We start from the raw sequence: 14,754 nt of genomic DNA, 5'->3' as shown, positions 1-14,754 counted from the left end.
TCCGTTACCTTGCGTGTCCCAGAGCGCGTATTGGGTGATCGTGTCGTGCTCGGCATCGCTGACCGAGAACAGGCTCGAGGCGAGCGCCGACGTCTGCCCATGAACTGCGGTCACGTTCGGTGCCGTCACCACCGGGGCCGTGTCGGGGCCCGGTGTTGCCGTAAAGCTCTGCCAGGCGCCCCACATGCTGCCGTCATTGGCCCTCACCCAGAGCGTATCGGGCGTCGAACCGCCGGGGCCGAACACGTAGCTCACCTGCGACAGGTTCGCCGCTGAAACATCGATCTCGGCGTTGGTGGCCTGGACGACGCCGTTGATGGCCCAATGTCCGTTACCTTGCGTGTCCCAGAGCGCGTACTGGGTGATCGTGTCGTGCTCGGCATCGCTGACCGAGAACAGGCTCGAGGCGAGAACCGAGAACTGCCCGTGATTGGCGGTTACGTTCGGTGCCGTCACCACCGGAGCCGTGTCGGGACCCGGCGACGCCGTGAAGCTCTGCCAGGCGCTCCACAAGATACCGTCATTGGCCTTCACCCAGAGCGTATCTGATGTCGAACCGCCGGGGCCGAACACGTAGCTCACCTGCGACAGGTTCGCCGCCGAAACATCGATCTCGGCGTTGGTGGCCTGGACGACGCCGTTGATGGCCCAATGTCCGTTACCTTGGGTGTCCCAGAACGCGTACTGGGTCATCGTGTCGCCGTCCAGATCGGTCACCGTGAACAGGCTCGATGCAGCAATCGACGTCTGGCCGTGCGCCGCAGTCACGTTGACTGCGTTCACGGTTGGCGCGTTGTCGCCAAATGCCTTGGCCGTAAATTGAGTCCAGTCGCCCCAAACCGTGCCGTCATTGCCTCGAACGCGAAGGGTATCAGTCGATCCGTTTGGACCGAAGACGTAGCTCACCTGCGACAGGTTCGCCGCGGCAACATCGATCTCGGTGTTGGCCGCCTGGGCGACACCATTCACCACCCAGTGGCCGTTGCCGCCGGTGTCCCAGAACGCGTATTGGGTGATCGGATCGCCATCGGCGTCCGACACCGTAAAGAGGCTGGAAGCCAGCACGGAGGTCTGGCCAGAGCCTGCATGGATGTTGGACGCTGACGTGACCGGCGCGATATCGGCACGTGTCGTGACCAGCGTTCCGGTGCCGGAATCCGCGCTGACGCTGAACCGCACGCCGGGTATCGCATCAAGCTGCAGATTGAAGGTGGATGCCCCCTCGGTGACGTGCAGGATGTTACCGGCCTGCAAGGTCGCCGACCCACCCGATACGAAATTGAGGCCTGCGAGATCGATGCTGTCGCCCAGCACCAGACTGCTGATCGTCGTGCCGGCCAGGGAGGTGCCATCGATCTTGAGCTGACCGCCGGACCCGCTGAAGGTGATGCCGCCGTTCGCGATGCTGCCCGCCCGCAGTTCGACCACGCCGCCGGAGATCGTGACCGGCCCTGTGGAGCCGCCCGAGGAAACAACTTCCGTGCCGCCCGCAAAGACCGCGACGTTGCTCGTCACCGCGCCGGCAACGTTGAGCGCACCGCCGCTCGACACCGCGATGTCGTGCGCCGCGGCTCCAGATTTAATGTTCAGCACGCCACCGCTGATGACGGTCGTGTGGTCGATTGCACCTCCCGACGACACGTTGACGGTGCCGCCCGAAATCCCGGTTCCGGAGCCGGTCACACCGGTAACCACGCCTCCGGAGAGTACGTTCTCGATGCCGCCGGCAAAGACCGAGACATTGCTCAGAACCGTGCCGCCGACGTTGAAGATGCCGCCACTCGAGACCGAGATATGGTCCGCGGTCGCGCCGGACGAGACATTCAGGTCACCACCATTGAAGATTGTCGCATATTCGAAAGACGCGCCGGAGAGAACGTCGACCAGCCCGGAAATGACGGTCCCCGAACCGGTGACGCCGGTGACGGAGCCACCAGCAGAGACGATTTCGTGGCCGCCGCTCTGAATGGTGACATTGCTGGTGATCTTGCCCTGCACGTTGAGCGTGCCGGCCACGTTGATCATGCTGGCCGAGCCTCCGGCCAGGAGGTTGAGCGTTCCGCCGGCCGCAATGAATGTTCCCGCACTGGCCGCGCCGCTGATGGTGCCCTGGATGACGCCACCGGACGAGACGTTCTCGACGCCGCCGCTGGACACCACCACCATGTTGGACGTGGTCCCCATCACGTTAAGGATGCCGCCGGCCGAAACCGTCGTCCCTACACCGTTGGAGGATGCCGAGACCAATCCTCCCACCAGCACGTTTTCTATGCCGCCGCTCGAGATGAAAACGTTGCTGGTGACGGTGCCGCCAAGATTGAGCGTTCCACCCGACAGGGTGACGTCGTGCGCCGTCGCGCCGGCGGAAACATTCAAGGCGCCGCCGCCGAAGACCGCAGTGTTGAACGTCAGGCCGCCAGACGAAACATCCTCAACACCTCCGCTTGAAACTTGCGCTGCGGCCGAACCGCCGGCCGACACATTCAACACGCCGCCGCTTGAGATCGTGGCGCCAATGGTGACGCCACCAGAGGAAACCACCTGATTGCCACCCGACAGAATCGTGGCGCCGGAATCGACGCCACCACTGAAGACGGCCTCGAAGCCGCCAGACAGGATCGTGCGCGTCGCGCTGCCACCGGCCGAGGCACTACCGTTGAACGATCCGAGCTGGAAGTAGCCGCCGCTCAGCACCGTCGTGTCGGCCGCCGTGCCGCCGCTCAGGACGGTCATGCCGCCGGAGTTGGAGATCGTCGTTCCGGATACTGCACCGCCCGAGGTGACTTGTGCGCCGCCGTTGTCGGAAATCGTGGTGGACACCGCAAGGCCACCGGAGTTCACATCGAGCTGACCGCCCGCCACGGTCGCATTGCTCGCGGTTCCACCCGCCGAACCACCCGATCCCTGGAACGACGGAATGCCGACTTGCATGAAGCCGCCACTGCCAACGATGGTGCCCAGGGCCGTGCCGCCCGCAAGCACGATCTCCGTTCCATTCGCGCTGACAGTGATGGCGGAGGTTGAGCCGCCCGACAGAACCTCGAGGATCGGGCCACTACCCACCGAATAGCCGCTCACGACAGCGCCAGGCCCCACCTCAAGCTCGGTACCGCTACCAAAAGTGGTGTTGGAAAGCTGCGAAACGGACGCTCCGCTAACCAGTTCTACGGCGCCGAAATTGACCGAAACGCCACTGAGGGTCCCGCCTGAGAACAGCTTCAGCAGACCACCATTGACCATCGTGCCGTTTGCCGATCCGCCGGAAAGGACATCGAGCTCACCGCCGCCGAAGACATTGGCGCCGTTCTCGGCTCCTCCGGAGGAAACGGTTTCCAGGCCACCGTCGTGGATGTTGATGTTACTGGTCGTGCTCCCCGCGAGATTGAATTGACCACCGCTATTCACATTGATGTCATGCGCGGACGCGCCGGCCTGCAAGTTCAGGTCGCCGCCGCTGTTCACGGCAACATAGCTGACGGAGGCGCCCGCGGATGCATTCACCGTGCCGACGACGGTGACCGTTGGTTGGGCGGATGGATCCAATGATCCGCTGAGGGCACCGCCGGCAGAGACGTTCAACGTGGCGCCGCCCCCAACGAACACGAAGTTCGTCGCCGTACCCAGAAGGCTGAGCGTTGCTCCGTTCGATATGGTCAGATCGTGAACGGTGCCGCCGGTTGCGACGCTGGCCGAGGCTCCGGACGACAGGGTGAAGAACTCGGACTGGCCTCCGGAGAGGACATTGAGCGAGCCTCCCGACACCGTAAAGGACTGCGCATTGCCGCCGGAGAGCACGTTCAGCGTGCCCCCCGACACATCGAAGTTCTGCGCGTTGCCTCCCGAAAAGACATTCTCGGTGCCGCCGGCGAAGACCTCCGAGTTGCTGGTCTGAGAACCTGCGAGATTGAGGATGCCGCCACTGCTGACGCCGAAGTCGTGGATCGTCGCGCCAAAGTCGGCCGTGACGAGGCCGCCACTCCTGACCGTGAAGAAGGAGAGCTGGCCGCCCGAGGTCACGCTGACCGTGCCACCCGACACAATCGTCTCGTCGCTGCCCGGAGTCCCCGTCTCGATGCCGCCGGAAGCAATCACAACAAGGCCGTTCGAAAAGACCTCAACGTGGCTTGTCACCGTTCCGGCAACGTTCAGCGTGCCGCCCGACGACACAGTAAGGAACGACGCTGCACCGCCTGAGGAAACGTTGATCGTGCCGCCTCCATACACGGTGGCCGAGACGCCGAGACCGCCGCTGGAGATAGTCTGGCTGCCGCCGGACAGAATAGTGGCGCCGCTGTCGACACCACCGCTCGAAATCACCTCGGAGCCGCCGGACACGGTCGTTCCAGTGGCGCTGCCCGCGGACTCAATGATGAGCGTGCCGCCAGCCAGGACGGTATCGTCGGATTCTGTGCCAGAAGACACTGTAACGGTAACGCCGCTGGAAATCGTCTGCATGGCTTTGCCTCTAGGCCAGAATAAAATTCATTTGCCGGTTTCGGGCATCGATGCCCGTCCGCGTCGATATGCTTTACGGACTACGCTCTGGCGCCGACCGGAAATCCCGGTATGCGCTGAATAACCTGCTTTACGTGATCGGCCGTAATCAGCCGCGTGCATTCAAATTGTCGCGGTGAATTTGCATGCCGCGGACACCACAGAAAATCCTTGTGGTCGAAACGCACCCGCGGATCGTTCCAGCAACTGTTGCACGCGTGAAAATTGACAATGCGGTAAGGCGTTTCAAATTCGTTGGTCGGATGGGTGAACCCGCTGATCATGATGACCGGCGTTCCCGTTGCCCATGCAAGCCACGACAGGCCGCTCGACAGACCAATGAAAAAGTCAGCATGCTTGAGGTAACGAAATCGCTCGGCGAGCGGCTTGTCGCCGGTCTCATCCTCGGCACCGTTCGGAATGTGGTTCCAGATCAACTGAGTGCCGTGAGTGGCCTTCTGGTCGATACAGACCACCCGGTAGCCGGCCGCCTTCAGGAAATTGACGATCTCGCGCCAACCATGGGGATTATTCCAATATTTGCTTTGCGTGGTGCTCTGAACCGCGATGCACACATAGGGCTCGGCAATCGGCCTGTTGTCATCCTTGACGGCGATGCGCGGTGGTTGCTCTGTCGGATCGACGCCCAGAATGTAACCCGCGGTCCGATGTAGCCCGACATGGCGAAAATCGGTCGGCTGATAGACGCAATCCTTGTCGTCGAAAAACAGTCCGACGCTGTAGGTCGCGTAATATCGCTCCGGCTTTACTTCTTCGTGCGTGATGAACTCGATGTCGGGATAGGCGTCGCGGAACAGTTCGATCAGCGGCGCCCCCATGGCGCAGCTCAGCTTGCAACCGTGCTTGTCCTTGAATTTCACGGCATAGGGAAACCATCCAATTGTATCGCCGAGCGTCCCGACCGGAAACTGGATCAGGACAGCGCGATCTTTCGCCGAGTATTCATGATGAAGGACGGATTCGCCCTGCTGGGAAACTTCCATTCCGAAACGGATGTAGTAGCGCTTGCTGCTGTTGACATAGCCGCCGGCGAATTCCGTTTCGAACAACACGTTGCCTGTGTCGAGATCCCGAATCCTCACCTTCCAGGGCTGCTCGCCATGAGGGCAAACAATTCGCGCGCCGTCATTGAAGTCGAATTGCAATCCTCTTGGACCGACCTGGGTGGGCAATTTGGCGGCCGCAGGATAGGCGGATTTCGGGGCCTCGGCATTCGACGAAACAACCTCCGGTTTGACCGGCGCGGCGTCGATCGAACGATCAACGATGACGTTGGGTTGTTCCGGCAAATGGTCCGCCGGGCGTTTCAGCGCGATCGCCGGCGCAACGGTAATCGCATTCACGAAAAGACCCCTGCACTGAAATACACAGAAAAGGTATGCGAGATTGATAACCTCGTCACGAAACCTTGGCGAGTACCTCCTCGGGGCTGCTCCGGAATCGCAGAAGCAGGACCACATTCAACCATGAGCTGCAATTCCAGCGCCGCTCCAGCTTGCCTCGGGCGAAGTCTGCCCTGTCCGTGACAACGAACCTGGCGATCACGATCGCGGCCAGTTGGCAAAGGCCAATACGCAAATTTCGCCCCGATTTGGATGCAGACAAGCTTCTGATCATTCACACGAGAGAAGCTGGCTCCGGGGAACTGATTTAGGGTTCCCTAGAAAGGAGAGGCGCGTGTGATTTCGTTCGCGCGATCCAGCCAGCGCCCTGGAGCAGCAAGCGCGAGATGCGGACTCAAGTCGAGCGCATTTCGAACAAAGTCATTCTGGCCGCCGGTTTGCGTCCCGAGCTGACCTTCACGTCGTTTGGCCGGCATGGCGGGACCACCGAGGCGAGCACGTCCGACCTCACCGAAACGCGGCTGATGAAGGAGGGCCAATGGTCATCGACCAGGTCGATGGCGCACTGCCTCTATCACGACGACGAGGCCAAACAGGACACTTCCACCCAACACGCTGGCGCCGATGAAAAATAGCGACAGGACGCGCACCCAAAGCCTCTGGTTGCTGACGAGGTCATCCGAATTTGGCATCAGCGCGCCCCGGCATTTTTGTGCGACATGCGCCCCTCACCCGCGGGTATTTCTGATGAAACCCTGGATGCGCGGCAAGACATTATCGATGTCGCTCATTTCCATGTCATGTGTCAGTCCGTCGATCGTGCATAACAACACCTTGGAGTTCGCCAAGGCGGGCTCGATGCTCCGGGCACTTTCCAGTGCAACCGGATTTTTCCCGCCGACGATCCAAAGCATTGGACAGAGCAGTTGCGCCGGAACGATTTCGTCCCAGTCGAGTATGGCGGTAAGCCACGGAACTTCGTGCTGCGCACGGGCGCTCTGAAGATAGGCGCGCTCGGGGTGAGTAAGCGACTCCAGATCGAGTGTCCCCTCGTCTTGCGCGCGCAGAATCGGTATCCAGCGATCCCGAACACCCGTCACCGTGCGGCGGAAGTCGCCGGAAGCGCCGGGACCAAACGGCACACCGACCATGACGAACCATGTTACGCGCTCCGATTTGGCCGCAAGATAGCGGCCAGTATTTGCTCCGAAAGAGTACCCCCAAAGCGCGAATCGTTCGATACCCGCGTGATCGGCAACAGACAGAATGTCTTGGCAGTGGCGGTCGATGCCGTATGCCTCAACTCTAGTCGGCTTGTCGCTTTCACCGTGACCTCGAAGGTCCATGGCCACGACGGTGAAGTCCGAACTCAACCTATCCACGTAGCCAGCATCTTGCCACGTTTGGCGAGACTGAGCCCCACCGTGCAAAAGCACCACAACTGGACCTGAGCCAGTCTTTTCATAGGCAATGCGAGTTCCGTCGTCTGACATCGCGAAATGTGCAGGCATGTTTCTTCGTTTCTTTCAGATATGGTTGATCTCGGGCTGAGCGCGTAGGCGTCTCAAGCCGTGTCGGCGGCAGCCGTCTCGCTCAGGTCAAAGATTGCGCGCTGTCGGCGTACGACCAATCGGCAAACGACCTCGGGTCGCTGCGAGGCGGGCCGCGCAAAGAGCGCGCCAGGCGTGGGTGCCATAACTTGCGACCAGATCGTTCCCCGTCTCCTTCCAGAGCGATGACGAGGGATCCAGCCCTAGCATTCGCACGAAATTATCGTCGCCAACGACGACCTGCTTTGCGAATGGGAATAGAAACCGCTCGCCACCTTGGCGGCAGAAAGAGCGGGCGTCAGCATAGGTTGAAAACCAGCTGTTGAGCAGGAATTGACAACGAAGATCGTACCAGAGGCCGCCGAGGTCGTCGGATAGTTGGGCTCGCCCCTCAAGCACACGGCGAGCGTGCGCCCAATCCTGAAATCCAAGTTCCGTGGAAACGATATTCAGGGCGTGCGCAAGCTTCCAGGACACTGGCAAAGCCCAACGTCGCTTCCTCGAAATCCAGCGCGCATAGAACATCGCATCTGGTACTTGATTGGCCAGATCATTCAGGCGGAGTCGCGCGCGGATCTTGACTTCGCGCAGGAGTTCGCTCGCGGCGACTTGAGACGACGCAAGCGCATTTTCTTTTGATGGAGATAAAGGCACAACAACCCTCCGTAGAGATTCGGCCTTCCCGCTGTGGCCGAACAAAGGGTCGAGTCATTGTCGTAGCCCCGATGCCATTCGAAGCAACGGGAAACGAACTACTGAAGGGTGAGAGCCTCTTGCGCGGGAAGGCGCCCCTTCGACACCTTCATGAACTGTAAAGCCGATTTGGGAACAGCGCAAGTTCGTAGCCGAGAGCCCGCTGCTTCGCTGCTGCTGCGGGACGAACTGCGCGTCGCGGGGCCGGGGTACGGCTGCGTATTGGAGCGGGTGAAGGGAATCGAACCCTCGTATTCAGCTTGGAAGGCTGCTGCTCTACCATTGAGCTACACCCGCATCGAGCGATCACCTAACACGGCCGGACGGCCGTCTCAACTGCCTCGGCGGGCGTCCTTATTGCGCCGGTAAACGAGACTATGTCCGCGCGATCGGGCCGGTTCCTGGCTGGAATGGGCCGGAATGAGACGGACGACGGCCTTAACAGCGGCAGATTCGCCACCTATATTGCTGGTCCCATCAACAAAGAAAGGAGGTGATCTAGTGTCTTGTCTCAAGCGCTGTCACCTCGCTGGGATCGCCCGCTAGGCGCTGAGTAATCAGCCTGGCAATCGGGGCGCTCTCAGCCCTGGACCAGCGAGACAACAAATCCGGGGGCGCGGCGGAAGCGGTTCCGCCGCGCCTTTTTGGTTGTCCGGGCCGCGCCACTCGCCTCCGCCATGCCGCCGGCGGGATACCTTGTCGCAGCACAAAAACCGGCCGGTCCGCTACACATGAAATGTCGGCGCGGCGGGCTTTGGGCCGTCCTTGGGCCTGTCGCATCAGAAATGAGGAACTTACCAGATGCTTTATGCCATCCTGGCCTATCACGTCGAAGCCGAGGTCAAGTCGTGGAGCGCCGATGAGGACGCCGCCGTCATGGCGGGTCTGCGCGAGGTCCATCAACGGCTGAAAGGGCGGCTCGGCCCGGCTGCACGGCTCGGCGAGACCCGCAACGCCAGCACCCTGCGCGGGCCCGGCCACGGCATGGTGGTCGACGGCCCGTTCTCGGAGACCAAGGAGCAGCTGCTCGGCTTCTACGTGATCGATTGCGCCGATGAAGCGGAAGCGATCGCCGCGGCGCGCGACCTGCGCAGTGTCAACCCGTCGGCGGTCTACGAGATCCGCGCGCTGAAGCGCTATACCCCCGGCGCACCGTTTCCGGAAACCGCGGGCCCAAGCGACGCCTAGAGCGCGCGCCTGGAGAGCTGCTCAACGGCTCGAGCGTTTCGGCAATTTCGGCAGCTTGCTCGGATCGAATTTCGGCAGCGGCAGATCCGCCGGCGGCTCGGGTGTCGCCTCGTGGCTCGGCATCAGCGTCACCTCGAAGGCGAGATCGGGCACGGCATCGGCCCTGCCCGTGCAGGTCGCGATCGCGCCGCTGAAGATACCCTCGAGCCGCACCACGAGATCGTCGGTGCCGAACACGGTCGCATGACCATCGGAATGCCGCCTGGTGGTGAGGACGGCGGAGAAGCGCTCGCCGTCCACCTCATAGGTGCCGCTGTAGAGCATGATGGCGTCGCTGCCCCACAGCCTGCCATCGGCCACGTGCACGATGCCGGTGCCGTCAGCGAGCGACGTTCGAAACCACGCCGCATAGGTGCCGTTCTTGAGCATGGAGCCTGTCTCCACTCGCTCCGTTTCACCGCAACGATCTGGGCACCGTTGCGTTAACAGGCGGTGAAGGAACCTGGAGTGAAGGAACTTGGCCCTGCGCTCATTGGCCGCCGTCGATCTGCCGTCCCATGATAGCGATCGCCTTCTGATAGACCCCCGCCGCGTTCCACGCCTCGATCGCCGCGAAATTGGGTTCCCCGGGCTGATAGCCGGCGCCGGCGCGCCAGCCATTGGCGCGCAGGAAGTTCGCCGTCGAGTTCAGCGCGTTGGCGGCGACGTCGAGATTGCCGGTGCCATAGGCGAGGACGTTCTTCGGCATGAACTGGGTCTGGCCGATTTCGCCATGCATCGAGCCGCGCGTGCTGCCGGACAAACTGCCGCGGTCGATCAGCTTCAATGCGGCATAGAGCTGATCGGTGAAGAACTCCGGACGGCGGCAGTCATAGGCAAGCGTCGCGATCGACGACAGCATGTTCTGGTTGCCGCGCTGGCTGCCGAAGCCGCTCTCCATGCCCCAGATCGCGATCAGCGGTCCCGGCGGCACGCCATAGCGCTGCTGGATCGAGGCGAACAGCGCCGCCTGCGACTGCTTCAGCGAACGGCCGCGCGCCACGATGGTCGCAGATCCCCGCTTGGCCATGAACTGCTCGAGCGACAGGCCAAAGCTGCGCTGGCCGCGATCCGCGGCGATCGTCGCGCTGGCGTAATGTGCCTGCATCAACGCATGGATCGCAGTGGCGCCGACGCCCTTGGCCCTCGCCTCGCCGGCAAACTGCTCCTTCCAGGCTTCGAATCCGCCGGGTCCGTTGCCGCACTGCGCCGCGTTCGCTTCTGCGCCCAGCGTTGCAACCATCACGACGATGGCGAGCGCCGACGTCGCAATCTGCCAGCCCCTGATCATCCGAATCCTCCTCCGAAAAATGTGCCGCCGCCCCTCGCGGGCGCGGCGCTGACGATGGCCTGATGTAGATGACCCGGCGATGAACGATCCGCCGCAGATTCGGCCGCGGACCGTCACGATATGTCGCCGGCGGCGGATTGGCCATCCCGGCCACATCAGGCAGGCCGGGACATTTGGCCCCTGCGTCCGTCCCGGCGGATCGACGGAGTTCAGCGGCGGCGCCCGCGAGCGCCGCAACACGGCGCTTGACATTGACGCTAATGAGAAGGTGCTAGGCCGATCCTCGACAGGAGATCGCGATGCGGATTCAGGAGGCGGCACACCATCTTGGAGTGAGTGCACGGACGCTTCGGCACTACGAGGAGGCTGGCCTGATCGTGCCGCGCCGGAATTCGAACGGCTATCGAAGCTACGCCGCGTCGGAGATCGAGCGGGCCGCGTGGGTGAGAGACCTCATCGCCGCGGGCTTCTCGACCCGCGAGCTTCGCAATCTCCTGACCGCGCTTGCAGACGGCCGGCGCGGCGCGCGCGTGAACTGCTCCGCAGTGATGCAGGAGAAGCTCGATCAGATCGATCGGGCGATCGCAGCGCTGCGCAAGCGGCGGCGCGCCTTGTCGCGTCGTCTGGCCGGACCGGATGGCGGTCGCAGCAACATCAGAACATCAGGACCTGGCGATGAAGATACTCAATATCCTGGCGAGACGTTATCTGCCGCTCGAGGGCCTCGACGAGGCCGTGGCCTTCCACGAAGCCCTGATCGGCCAGACGGCGCGCCTTCGCTTCGACTATCGCGAATATGATCTCAGGCTGGCGCAGGTCGCCTCGATCCTGTTCATTGCAGGGACGGAACAGAGCCTGAAGCCGTTCACGGCGACGCATCTGACGTTTCTGGTCGATGACATCGACGCATTCGCCGCCCATCTCCCCGGCGTCGGCGCTACGATACTCGAGGCCCCCAAACAGGTCCCGACCGGCCGCAACATGCTGGTGCTGCATCCGGACCAGACCCGCGTCGAATATGTCGAGCATCGCGACAAGCATCCCGCCGATGCGCTGCCTTGAGCACGTCAGCCGCACGGCCGTGATGACGGCAGCGCCGGCTCGCGAAATGCCGCACGCGATGTCGCCCGCTACGGCACCTCGCCTCGCCGCAGCGGGCCAACGGTCTGCGGGCGGTTGAGGAAGAATTCGCGGTTGCCGAGCGCGGCCTCCGCATACTGGTCGATCGCCACGATGATCGCCTGCACGTGGTGAAAGCACCAGCCTTCCCGCGTCGCCATGTGCCGGACCTCGGCCAGCGCCTTGATCCAGGCCGCATGATCATCGCTGTCGTGGAAATACCGAAGCGGCTCTCTCATCTTTCCTCCGGCAGATCACGTCCTCCAGCTCGGCGCGCTTGCGCGACAGCAGAAGCTGCGCCGATGCACTATCGCGTCCGGCCTGCCTGAGCCGGTTCACGGATGCGTCGAGCTCGCGCAACTCGGCGCGCAGCCGCTGCATCCTCGGGCCGTCATCAGGCACGCGTTTCGCCGGCGGCAAGCTCCCGCTTCGCCACGCGCAGAAAGATCGGCGTCGCGGCGCGGCGGCGCGGAGCGACGCTCGCATGCACGATGATCGGCTCGCGGTCGCCCAGCGTGCCCCGCTCTTCGAGCAGACGGCTCATCACCAGACGCATCTTCAGCAGGTCGCCGGCAACGAAGGCACAGTCCTCATCCCGATTGATCTGCTGTCGCATGATCGCCTCAGCCTCGAGCATGCTGACGCGCAGCGCCCTGATCTGCCTACGAATTTCGTTGATGCGGTTGTCCATGGCGGCCTCCTATTCGCGGTGGAAGGCAATTAGAACAAAACAAGAACATACAGTCAAGCGGCGGAGCCTACCTGTCGTGGATTTTTGTCATCGAAGCGATGCCCCGGTTCCTGCTGCGGGAACCGGGAGGATCACTTTTTTCATGAGCTCAACGTGAGGATGTTCGATGAAGCGAGACCAGAGAACCACGGACGAACGTACGGGGTCACGGCGAACGTGTGCAGGCGTCCGCAGGGAAGCCGCGGCAGACCGTCACAGCCGGCGGCCCCTTCTTCTGCGGCCTCCTCACGAAGATGCGCATCGTCAGGATTTCCTCAGTGCTCAGGCCTTCCGCGGCAGACAAACCGCCGACACATGACTGTGGAACAATTCGCCCTTGGAACTTGTCTACTCAAATAGACAAATTAGAATGGGGTCGATTCTGTTTCGATCATTGCGCAGTACATGACGAAGTCTTCCAAACTGGTTGCCGCCAAGCGCGGCAAGGTCCTTCTGGTCCGACGTCGATCTGACGGGCTGTGGATGTTCCCCGGCGGGCGCAGGCGTGCGCGCGAGACCGGCAAGGATTGCCTGAAGCGTGAGATCAAGGAAGAGCTGCCGAAGCTCAAGCTCGGCAGGCTCAGCCTGTGGAAGGAAGTGACGGCCAAGAACAAGCGTTCCGGCCGCAAGATGAGCGATGCGATCTTCATCGCCAAGAACGCCAAGGGACGGCTGGCGATCGGCGACAAGAAGGAGATCGACCGTGCCGCCTGGCAGAAGCCGCGGGGACTTCGCCTGACGGCGACCTCGCGCTACATCCGCGATCGGCTGTTTCCAAGGAAGCAGCGGCGCCGGCGATAGGCGGCGGGATATCTGCTGCGCGGAAAATCACAGATTTCATCTTGGGGCATTTGGCGGCTGCGCGGGCATGCCTTGCTGATTTGTTGAGCTTCGCCCGCCATCGACGCGTGCTAGGAATGATGTGATCCGTCCGGACCGGACACGACATCAGCCGGAATTGCGTCAGAATGGGCTTCCCCTCCAACCGCCAGAGGCGGCTGTTCAGAATCGTTTCCGCGCGTTGGCAGCGCCGGGCCATCTTCCTGCTGGGCGGCATTGCGGTCGGTGCGGCGGCCGTCGCGCTCGCACAGCTCGCGGATCTGGCGCAGATCGCCTTCTCCGCACTGGTGTCGCATCTCCGCTACGCCTCGCTGGTGGTGACGCCCGCAGGCTTCGCGCTGTCCGTCTTCCTGACCAACCGCTTCTTTCAGAACGCACAGGGAAGCGGCATCCCGCAGGCCATCGCCGCACGCCATCTGACCGACCAGACCGCGCGCGAAAGCCTGGTTTCGCTGCGCATTGCCGCCGGCAAGGTCCTGCTGACGTTGTTCGGCCTGCTGTGCGGCGCATCGGTGGGGCGCGAGGGACCGACGGTGCAGATCGGCGCGTCGATCATGTTTGCGCTCGGCCGCTTCTCGCCCCGGCGTCAACCGGGCTTGATCCTCGCCGGTGCGGCGGCGGGCGTCGCGGCCGCCTTCAACACCCCGCTGGCCGGGATCGTGTTCGGCATCGAGGAGATGAGCCGCGCCTTCGAGACGCGAACCTCCAGCCTGATCATCGGCGCGGTCATCGCCGCCGGCCTGACGTCGCTCGCCCTGATGGGCAACTACACTTATTTTGGCACCAGCGCGACGGCGCTGCGCAACGGCACCGACTGGCTCGCGGTGCCGCTCTGCGGCGTGGCCGGAGGCCTGGCAGGCGGCCTGTTCAGCCGCATCCTGATCGCAATGGCGCGCGGATTTGCCAATCCGGTCGGACGCAAGATCAAGCGCTATCCGGTCGGCTTTGCCGCGATCTGCGGATTCGCGGCGGCGATTTGCGGGATCGCTTCCGACGGCGCGATCTACGGCACAGGATATCAGCAGGTCAAAGCCGCGCTTGAAGCCGGATCACAATTGCCCGCGAGCTTCAGCGTCTGGAAATTCCTCGCCACCACTTTTGCCTCGATCAGCGGCATGCCGGGCGGCATCTTCGCGCCCTCGCTCGCGGTCGGCGCCGGGCTCGGCTCCAACATCGCACCGCTGTTCCACGGCGCGCCGCTGCCGGCCATCATGCTGCTCGGCATGGTCTCATATTTCGCCGGCGTGGTTCAGGCCCCGATTACGGCCTTCGTGATCGTCACCGAGATGACTGACAATCACGCCATGGTGGTGCCGCTGATGGCCGCAGCCCTGATTGCGCATGCGAGTTCGCGCCTGATCTGCAAGGAGGGCGTCTACCACGCCCTCGCCAAGGGATTCATCGATCGGGCTGCGCCGGCGCAGACGACGACACCGACCTGAGATT

Annotated in this window: 13 protein-coding genes, 1 tRNA gene and 1 pseudogene; 6 read left to right on the top strand and 9 right to left on the bottom strand. The window is 62.8% G+C overall.

The window, feature by feature from the left end:
- Together BraRD5C2_RS36190 and BraRD5C2_RS36185 are read right to left on the bottom strand one after the other, a co-directional pair.
- Positions 1-4,455 (bottom strand): annotated as a pseudogene (locus BraRD5C2_RS36190) (hypothetical protein); the annotation flags it as partial.
- Between the two features lie 80 nt (positions 4,456-4,535).
- On the bottom strand, positions 4,536-5,858 hold the full coding sequence (locus tag BraRD5C2_RS36185; RefSeq protein WP_223976652.1) for an autotransporter strand-loop-strand O-heptosyltransferase: 1,323 nt from the start codon (positions 5,856-5,858) through the stop codon (positions 4,536-4,538).
- Between the two features lie 386 nt (positions 5,859-6,244).
- Here BraRD5C2_RS36185 and BraRD5C2_RS36180 point away from each other — a divergent pair, with 386 nt between their 5' ends.
- Positions 6,245-6,493, top strand: a complete 249-nt coding sequence (locus BraRD5C2_RS36180) for a hypothetical protein (protein WP_223976649.1) — start codon at positions 6,245-6,247, stop codon at positions 6,491-6,493.
- A gap of 93 nt (positions 6,494-6,586) precedes the next feature.
- Here the strand turns inward: BraRD5C2_RS36180 and BraRD5C2_RS36175 are convergent, their stop codons facing one another.
- From BraRD5C2_RS36175 to BraRD5C2_RS36165, 3 genes are all read right to left on the bottom strand, one after another.
- The gene (locus BraRD5C2_RS36175; RefSeq protein ID WP_223976647.1) at positions 6,587-7,369 is read right to left on the bottom strand and encodes an alpha/beta fold hydrolase; all 783 of its coding nucleotides are present in this window, start codon (positions 7,367-7,369) and stop codon (positions 6,587-6,589) included.
- Positions 7,370-7,456: 87 nt separating this feature from the next.
- The gene (locus BraRD5C2_RS36170; RefSeq protein ID WP_223976645.1) at positions 7,457-8,062 is read right to left on the bottom strand and encodes a hypothetical protein; all 606 of its coding nucleotides are present in this window, start codon (positions 8,060-8,062) and stop codon (positions 7,457-7,459) included.
- A gap of 262 nt (positions 8,063-8,324) precedes the next feature.
- Positions 8,325-8,398 (bottom strand) — tRNA-Gly (locus BraRD5C2_RS36165).
- Positions 8,399-8,902: 504 nt separating this feature from the next.
- Between BraRD5C2_RS36165 and BraRD5C2_RS36160 the strand changes: the two genes are divergently transcribed.
- On the top strand, positions 8,903-9,289 hold the full coding sequence (locus BraRD5C2_RS36160; protein ID WP_223976643.1) for a YciI family protein: 387 nt from the start codon (positions 8,903-8,905) through the stop codon (positions 9,287-9,289).
- Between the two features lie 21 nt (positions 9,290-9,310).
- Here BraRD5C2_RS36160 and BraRD5C2_RS36155 read toward each other — a convergent pair whose 3' ends face one another.
- Positions 9,311-9,718, bottom strand: a complete 408-nt coding sequence (locus BraRD5C2_RS36155) for a hypothetical protein (protein ID WP_223976641.1) — start codon at positions 9,716-9,718, stop codon at positions 9,311-9,313.
- Positions 9,719-9,818: 100 nt separating this feature from the next.
- The gene (locus BraRD5C2_RS36150) at positions 9,819-10,619 is read right to left on the bottom strand and encodes a lytic murein transglycosylase (protein WP_223976639.1); all 801 of its coding nucleotides are present in this window, start codon (positions 10,617-10,619) and stop codon (positions 9,819-9,821) included.
- Positions 10,620-10,918: 299 nt separating this feature from the next.
- On the opposite strand from BraRD5C2_RS36150, the gene BraRD5C2_RS39790 reads away from it, so the two are divergent.
- Positions 10,919-11,419, top strand: coding sequence for a MerR family transcriptional regulator (locus tag BraRD5C2_RS39790; protein WP_223976637.1), 501 nt, complete (start codon positions 10,919-10,921; stop codon positions 11,417-11,419).
- Complete coding sequence (locus BraRD5C2_RS36140) at positions 11,355-11,681, top strand: VOC family protein (protein WP_223976635.1); 327 nt, start codon at positions 11,355-11,357, stop codon at positions 11,679-11,681. The genes BraRD5C2_RS39790 and BraRD5C2_RS36140 overlap by 65 nt, the downstream gene beginning before the upstream one ends.
- Before the next feature lie 68 nt (positions 11,682-11,749).
- Here BraRD5C2_RS36140 and BraRD5C2_RS36135 read toward each other — a convergent pair whose 3' ends face one another.
- Together BraRD5C2_RS36135 and BraRD5C2_RS36130 are read right to left on the bottom strand one after the other, a co-directional pair.
- Positions 11,750-11,977, bottom strand: coding sequence for a hypothetical protein (locus BraRD5C2_RS36135; RefSeq protein ID WP_223976633.1), 228 nt, complete (start codon positions 11,975-11,977; stop codon positions 11,750-11,752).
- 155 nt (positions 11,978-12,132) lie between these two features.
- Positions 12,133-12,429 (bottom strand): hypothetical protein, encoded by a 297-nt coding sequence (locus tag BraRD5C2_RS36130; protein WP_223976632.1) that lies wholly within the window; start codon positions 12,427-12,429, stop codon positions 12,133-12,135.
- Positions 12,430-12,873: 444 nt separating this feature from the next.
- Here BraRD5C2_RS36130 and BraRD5C2_RS36125 point away from each other — a divergent pair, with 444 nt between their 5' ends.
- Together BraRD5C2_RS36125 and BraRD5C2_RS36120 are read left to right on the top strand one after the other, a co-directional pair.
- Positions 12,874-13,269 carry an NUDIX hydrolase gene (locus BraRD5C2_RS36125; RefSeq protein WP_163159328.1) on the top strand — a complete coding sequence of 132 codons (396 nt, stop codon included), beginning with the start codon at positions 12,874-12,876 and terminating at the stop codon, positions 13,267-13,269.
- Positions 13,270-13,436: 167 nt separating this feature from the next.
- Complete coding sequence (locus BraRD5C2_RS36120) at positions 13,437-14,750, top strand: chloride channel protein (protein WP_223976630.1); 1,314 nt, start codon at positions 13,437-13,439, stop codon at positions 14,748-14,750.
- The last annotated feature ends 4 nt before the right edge of the window (positions 14,751-14,754 follow it).

It is taken from the genome of Bradyrhizobium sp. RD5-C2 (assembly GCF_019972155.1).
Lineage (GTDB): Bacteria > Pseudomonadota > Alphaproteobacteria > Rhizobiales > Xanthobacteraceae > Bradyrhizobium.
This window is presented reverse-complemented; position numbering and strand designations above follow the sequence as displayed.